The 7,523-nt window shown below is 38.0% G+C and carries 4 protein-coding genes and 1 riboswitch; of the genes, 2 read left to right on the top strand and 2 right to left on the bottom strand.

Going from position 1 to position 7,523, the window contains the following annotated elements:
* Positions 1 to 217 precede the first annotated feature (217 nt).
* Both QE109_RS08610 and QE109_RS08605 read left to right on the top strand, forming a co-directional pair.
* On the top strand, positions 218 to 469 hold the full coding sequence (locus tag QE109_RS08610) for a hypothetical protein (RefSeq protein ID WP_281094034.1): 252 nt from the start codon (positions 218 to 220) through the stop codon (positions 467 to 469).
* 98 nt (positions 470 to 567) lie between these two features.
* Positions 568 to 681: riboswitch (cyclic di-GMP riboswitch) on the top strand.
* A gap of 26 nt (positions 682 to 707) precedes the next feature.
* Positions 708 to 5,894, top strand: coding sequence for a Cna B-type domain-containing protein (locus QE109_RS08605; RefSeq protein ID WP_281094033.1), 5,187 nt, complete (start codon positions 708 to 710; stop codon positions 5,892 to 5,894).
* Between the two features lie 117 nt (positions 5,895 to 6,011).
* Here the strand turns inward: QE109_RS08605 and QE109_RS08600 are convergent, their stop codons facing one another.
* Together QE109_RS08600 and lipA are read right to left on the bottom strand one after the other, a co-directional pair.
* Complete coding sequence (locus tag QE109_RS08600; protein ID WP_281094032.1) at positions 6,012 to 6,527, bottom strand: hypothetical protein; 516 nt, start codon at positions 6,525 to 6,527, stop codon at positions 6,012 to 6,014.
* A gap of 94 nt (positions 6,528 to 6,621) precedes the next feature.
* Positions 6,622 to 7,500 (bottom strand): lipoyl synthase, encoded by an 879-nt coding sequence (gene lipA, locus QE109_RS08595; protein WP_281094031.1) that lies wholly within the window; start codon positions 7,498 to 7,500, stop codon positions 6,622 to 6,624.
* Between the last annotated feature and the right edge of the window lie 23 nt (positions 7,501 to 7,523).

Genomic DNA, 7,523 nt, shown 5'->3' with positions numbered 1-7,523 from the left:
ATGGACCCAACAAAATCAAAATTGATTTTGCTGGAGTCCATTTTTTACTTTGGGGCTATTTTGCAACAGCACCTTTTTTTTAGTTTTTGCGAATATCAAAGTTATGTAACGCATATGTAACGCATATGTTCGCCATATGTAACAAAACGGGGTATATAATGATTATCAATTACAATTAAGCAATCAAGTTTTATCGTGTGCCCAAGGAGGCGATGTGATGAAGAAGGACATTCAAGAAGTTCCTTTAAAACAGGCAAAAGTGGGCGGAACCAATTTCTTAGTGACGATATACAGTCAAGATAACATGAACTTACAAGGTGTGATTAAGTGGCTAGATTCAGATTTAACCTTACACTTTAGAAGCACTGTTGAGTTTCTAGAACTTATTGAAGAGGCAGTACATCTCCAAAATAAAGTTGAGAACTCAAAGAGGTCATGGAAAATTGACAGAAGTGATAGAGCAATCTAACACATCATTATAACTTGGAAAGGGGTGATGCTCACCAGAATGTGTAAAAAAATATTATGTTTTAGTGTTTTTTGTACTATGTATGTACTATGACTTTTTGTATGCAAGGGCAAACCCAGTGAAAACTGGCGACGCAAAGTCAGGAGTCTAATGTATCGAAGTAGTGATCAATAGAAGTAATCTGTCGATGCAATGATCGTCCGACTGCCAAAGAAACTATTTGGCAAAGGAGAATTATATGGGGAATTTATTAAAAAACTATCCTAAATTAAAAAGAGTGTTCTCGCTCTTGATGTCGTTTGTGCTCATCTTTGGCATGGTGCCAATTCCGTCATTTGCTTTACCAGCTGGCGTGAGTATCACAAATCCAGGTAATGACGCACAAACGGTTTTACCATCTGCATTAAGCGATGGTCAGATATGGACAGATAAAAGTGTAAACTACTTAGGCAGTAGTAATCCGTCAGACCCTCTCAACGGACAATTTGAGATTAAGCTTAGGGCTGCTGGTCAAGATTATCAGGTTGAGTTACCACCTGTAAAGTTTGATATCATTTTAGCACTTGATTATTCCTACTCTATGGGAAGTGGAAGATACTCAAAATTGAGAAGTCAAGAAACTGCTGCAATCAATATTGCAAAAAAACTAATTGACGCAGGAAATAGAGTTGCAGTGTTAAAATACAATGATGATGCTGAAATGCAAACTAAACATGGCCTTTTTATGACAAATAAGGCACATGCTGAAGATGTTATAAATGACGGTTATAGTGGCACATACACAAACATCCAAAATGCGTTTTTAGTAGCTCAAAATGCTTTTGCAAGTAGACCTACAAGTGAAAAAGTAAATAAACCAGTCCTTGTTTTAATAAGTGACGGTGAACCTACTATATACTACGATAATCTTACTACACATACCTATGACTACTGGCATAGAAGTTCTAACAGTGGTGGCAATTATGTATGGTACACTATTTTACAAGGGATGAAACTTAAAAAAGGTGAAGACGGTATCGTATCGAGTGATGATGTCGCAATATACACAATTGGTTTTGATCTCGTTAATAACAATATCGCACAAGCGACATTACAACCAACAAGTTCTAACACTTCATCTTATAGACCATCTAATACACCTTTCAATCACAAGTACTGGGAAGGTGGTTTTATCATCGGCAATGGTCCTGATGAAATCGAAGATGCACTAGATGAAATCTCACAAAACTTTACCAGTTCAAAACCTATGGACTACGATCAAAATACAGGGTACAGTGATGTAGTTGTCGAAGATGTACTAGGTAGCGAATTTGAAGTTGTCGGCGCTTTACCAAGTGGTGTTTCCGAGTCAAGTGGAACTATAACTTGGACCATAGTTGGAGATGATTTTGATACTTTACCTTCTGGTAGTACTGCTTTGACATCAGGTGATGTAACTGAAGTGACTTTCAGAGTGAAGATTAAAGATGATGCGCCTGTTAATGACACCCACTTTACAAATGAAAGTGCACGTTCACTTTTCAATGTACAAAGTGACAACCCGTTTTATACAGAATCAGAAATTGAAAATGCTTTAACTAACAATGGTTGGTTAACACTTACAGCTCCTGATGTAGCAGCTACAATAACAGTTTATAAAACAATTACAGGTCCTGTAACAGCAGCTGATAGAACTTTCAGCTTTAGCTTATATGACAGCGCTACTAATGGTAGTTTAGTTGCTGGACCAATAAATGTCACCGTAAATGGTGCGCAAACTAATTCAAATACGTTTAGTTTCGATATTCCATACAACGGTTTTAATGGAAATGATCAAGCGACATTTTATATCCAAGAAAATGATACAAATGCTCCAAGTTTTTGGACTTATGACAACGGTGCTAGAAAAGCTGTTACAATTTCTAGAAGCAACCCAACAGGTTCAAAAACATTTACCAATAGCTATGCACCAAAAGGTAGCTTAACTGTTAAAAAAGACTGGTCTGGAAGTGGCCCAAGTGGTACAGGCCCTAGAGGCAATGTCACTTTTGATCTATATAAAATGGTCGGCAGTGATTGGGTAATCGTATCTTCTGGCCATACGATCTTGAATGGTGATACTGCTGGTGTAACCATCAGTGATTTACCTCTCGATTTTAAATATAAAGTTGAAGAAACTTCAGTACCAGACTATATCACAGATTATAGTGTAGCTTATGTTGAATTTACAACAGTCGAGGTAATGGCTGGTACACCGGGCGCACTTGATAAAACGATTACAATTTCAAATGATTATCAGACACCAATCGGTAAAATTACTTTAACAAAAGTTTGGAATGATGATGAAGATGTAGCTGGTGATCGACCTGATGATATTACTTTTGATATCGCAGGACCTCAAGGTTATAATGGTCCATCTAGTATCACTTTAAGTGCTGCTGGTGGATGGAGTAAAACTTTTGAAACTTATACTTTTGGTGATTATGTATTTACTGAAAATGTACCTCTAGATTATACAATTGATGCTGAGGACAAGTCTCAAACTGCTTCGATCAGTTTGGAAAGCAGAATGGATAGTTTGACGTTTACAAACACATATGTTGCACCAAAAGGTGAATTAACGGTTACTAAGGTGTGGGCTAATGAAAATGAAAATTACAGTGAATTTAGACCATCATCTATTACTTTGAATTTACTCTTTAATGGCGAAGCAACTGCTTATACAGTTGATTTACCAGAAGATGATGCAACTCCTTGGACACATACTTTTACAGATCTTCCTTTCGGTGAATACACTGTAGAAGAAATTTCAGTTGATGACTATGATGTTAGTTATTCTGATCCAGTCTTGTTAAATAAGTTTGACCAAGCTGGTGGCATCACTGAAAGAACTGGCCAATCAACAGTTACCAATACTTTTAAAGATCCAAAAGGCGCAATCACAGTCACAAAAACTTGGGTAGAAGATGGCGTTGATGAAACAGTCGTAAGACCTTCATCTATCGTAGTTCACCTCTTAAAAGATAGCGCTGAAATAGATAGTTATGAATTAAATGATAGCAATAACTGGACACATGTATTTGAAGGATTAGAACTTGATAATTCTGTCTATACAGTTAACGAAACATCGGATGATTCACAGATGTTATCAATGTACAGTGAAGACGTAAGCTTTAGTGGTACAGGCGCAAGTGAATCTGGACTCGTGATTGGTCCTCATGCGAGAAGTGGCAATATAGCTATCGTCAACACATATGCAAAAGGTACGATCACAGTGACAAAAAATTGGAATGATGGTAATAATCCAGTGGATGAAAGACCAACGCAAGCAGTCATTACGCTTCACAAAATAACTGCTGCAACTGAAGAAATCCCAGAGATACCAGCAGTTCCAGGAACACCAGAAATACCAGCTGTACCAGCAACTGATGATTCCCCAGAGATACCAGCAGTTCCAGCAGTCCCAGAAATTCCTGGCGTACCAGGTGTCCCAGCGATGCCTCAAACTGATGAAATTGTAGGTACGATGATTATCTCTAGACCTTTAAATACACCAGTTGTATTTTATAATCTAGAACTTGGAGATAATATCAGCTACTATATCACTGAAGAAGATATTGATTTTTACAGTAAATCTATCAGTGAAAGCACGATCCTATTAAATGAAAATAATCAAAACCAAATCGTAAATGTAGTTAACACTTATACAGATCCAAAAGGTAGTTTAACAGTGAATAAAACTTGGGATCATGGTTATAACCCTAACCAACCAACTGAAGTTACTGTAAAACTATATGAAGATGGTGTATACAAAACTGAAGCAACTTTCAGCAGCAGCTACACCTTTACTGATCTTACTTTAGGAAAAACTTATACTGTTGTTGAAAACGATGTTTATTCGTACAACGTGGATTACAACGGATTTGTAAGTTATGTACCTGCTAAACTAGGTGGCCAAATACCATCTGGTACAGTGAATATAACAAACACTTATGAGCCTGAACTTGGTGATCTAGAAGTTACTAAAGAGTGGGTTGGTAATACAGGAAATCCAATCACCGTGACCTTGAGAAGGTCATATGGTGAAATGATAGATCAAGGATTTATCGAAACGACGATTTTAAATAGTGAAAATGAGTGGACAGATATGTTCTACGATCTACCAATCTATGGACCAGGTGGCGTGAAGTACGTATATGCTGTTCAAGAACAAGGATCTGATTTATCAATTTATGATACTGACACTTCAGATACAGCTACTTTAAATGTTGAATCATCAGAAAGTATCGTGATCACTAACACTTATGCTCCTGAAAAAGGTTCGCTTACAATTACTAAAGCTTGGATTGGTCTTGATGAAGAACCGATTAATCCACCAGTAAGCTCTATAAGTGTAAGACTTATCGTAGATGGTGAGCCTGAAGAAGGTGTAATGGTATTAAGTGCTCAAAATAATTGGACTGTTGTGAGAAGTGAACTTAATGTTGAGAAATCTTATTCAGTTGAAGAGGTTGATCAATTTGAAGAGTTCGATATTTCATACAGTGCAAGTGAGATCACATTTGATGCTCAAAATCTTGAAAAAGAAGTAACAATTACTAACTTAAGAACACTAGATGAACCAAGCATAGATGTCAATAAGTCGATTACAAATGCTTTGGTACAATTATCTGGTGGAACAGCAACTTTCAACTACTCAGTTGAACTCATTAACAATGGTAACAGAACACTTGAAAATTTAAGTATTTTAGACTTGCTTACAGGTCCAAATGGTTCTACAATCACTTATAATCCTGCACCAGATAGTAGTTCAGTAGATGGCGCACTGTTCGAACTCGAGGGTACTTTAGCACCTGGAGAATCAAGAGTGTTTAACTATTCAGTTACTGTTAACCTTGCAGGCACTTATAACAACGTAGCAACTGGAACTGGCTATTATGTGGAGACAGAAGTGAGTGATACTGGTGAGGCAACAGCGGTTGCAACAAACCCACCTGTAATTACAACTGATCCTACTGATCCTACTGAAGATAATGGACCTCAAGGACTAGTTAATGTAACTTTCGTGGATACTAATGGCGCAACTTTATCACCAGGATATCAAATGGTTGGTAGCGTAGGTACTAATTATGGTACTTCTGCTAGAGATGTTATCGGTTATATCTTGACTGAGACACCAGCTAATGCGACTGGTACATTTATCGATGGTTCGTTATCTGTTATATATGTATATGATGTAGAAACAGAAACAATTACTGAACCTGAAGTACCACTTGGTGAAGCAACTACAGAAGAACCAACGACTGAAGAAATCTTCTTACCTGATGAAGGTACACCACTTGGTGAAGCATTACCTCAAACAGGTCAATTGCCTTCAGAACTATTCTATGCATTTGGTAGTTTAGTTACTGCAGCAGGTGTTTTCCTTAAAAAGAGAAAATTCTAAAAGAAGAAAATTCTAAAAGAAGAAAGTTCTTAAGATGATAAAATAAAAAGGCGAAACCTAAGGATGAATCCTCGGGTTTCGCCTTTTACTTGTTACTTGATATGTTAACTAAGTGGATTAGTTTCCGCCTCTCATGCCTCTTTGGCCCATACCAGCGCCGCGACCGTAGCCAGTGCCATCTTGTAATCCAGTTCCAGTGCCGTCACAAAGTCCGTTTCCAAGTTTAGCACCTTGACCGTTACCTTTGCCGTACTCGCTATTTGCACCAATCCCCATGCCATTTCCTAAAGCATTTCTTAAGATGCCTTGCTGTGTACCATCACAGTTTTGGAGGTTTGTAAGGATGCTATCTGCTTGTTCACTAGTGAGTTTACCATCTGCAACCAACTGGTTAACATACTCTGTTTTTGATGCTAGCATAATCGATGAGAATGATTCATAAACGCCAGCTTCACTTGCAAGTGTACCAAATGTTTTGTCACTGTCGATATGCAAGTTATAAGCTTCTTCTTCGGTGATGCCAACTAGATCGCCATACACTTGAGCTGGATTAAAAACTCCATCTGCAAAAGACATCGCCATAGTTCCAAGTACCAAAATACCTACCGTTAAAACCAATAATACTTTTTTCATATCATACTCTCCTTATTTGTAAGTTTTATTAAGCACCTTGCTTAACTCTGTTTACAGTATAGCCCTCAAATGTGATAGAAATATGATAGAGTGGTCAAAGGTTGGTGTTTTTTTCGTCAAAAACCTCTTTTGCATTATAAGAGCTCCTCACCAGTGGAGAAGATGCAACGCTTGAGATGCCTATGGATTGAGCATATTTTCCGTATTCTGTGAATTTTTCCGGTGTAATATATGAAATTAGAGGTGCATGTGCATCAGATGGGGGTAAGTACTGTCCAATCGTCAAGATATCCACAGATACTGCTCTTAAATCTTCAATTAGTTTTAGAACTTCTTCTTCCTCTTCTCCAAGTCCTAGCATAAAACCAGATTTTGAAAAGATGCTTTCATCATACGCTTTTACACTTGCAAGGAGTTCGAGGCTTTGTGTATAGTCTGCTTCAGGTCTGATATCTGCATATAACCGATTCACTGTTTCTACGTTGTGGTTGATGATATGAGGTTTTGCATCCATGACTGTCTTTAGTGCATCAAAAGAGCCCTTAAAGTCAGGTATCAACACTTCTATGGTAGTATCAGGTGATGCTTCTCTAATAGCTATTATCGTTTGGGCAAACATCTGTGCGCCGCCATCTTCAAGGTCATCTCTTGTTACTGATGTGATCACAGCATGTTTGAGCCCAAGTTCTTTAACTGCTGTGGCTACTCTGTAGGGTTCGCCGATGTCTGGTGGAAGTAGTTTGCCGCTCTCTATGTTACAGAATCTGCAATGGCGGGAGCAAATACTTCCCAAAATCATAAATGTAGCTGTGCTTTTGGAAAAACACTCAAGTCGGTTAGGGCAGTTTGCACCATGGCACACTGTGTTGAGGTTGAGTGATTGGATCAGTGTGTTGACGTGGCTTAGGTTTTTGGGATTTTGAATCTTTACTTTAAGCCATTCTGGTTTCTTTTGATAGTTTGAGTTGCTCATGATCAAGTGGCCTCCTTGCTGGT

Origin of the sequence: Fusibacter bizertensis, assembly GCF_029914245.1 — a bacterium.
In the GTDB taxonomy this organism is placed as follows: domain Bacteria; phylum Bacillota; class Clostridia; order Peptostreptococcales; family Acidaminobacteraceae; genus Fusibacter_C; species Fusibacter_C bizertensis.
This window is presented reverse-complemented; position numbering and strand designations above follow the sequence as displayed.

Bases quoted from the DNA above. Each gene is read 5' to 3' on its own strand.
- QE109_RS08610 (WP_281094034.1), top strand. From the start codon at position 218: ATGAAGAAGGACATTCAAGAAGTTCCTTTAAAACAGGCAAAAGTGGGC.
- QE109_RS08605 (WP_281094033.1), top strand. From the start codon at position 708: ATGGGGAATTTATTAAAAAACTATCCTAAATTAAAAAGAGTGTTCTCG.
- lipA (WP_281094031.1), bottom strand. From the start codon at position 7,500: ATGAGCAACTCAAACTATCAAAAGAAACCAGAATGGCTTAAAGTAAAG.
- QE109_RS08600 (WP_281094032.1), bottom strand. From the start codon at position 6,527: ATGAAAAAAGTATTATTGGTTTTAACGGTAGGTATTTTGGTACTTGGA.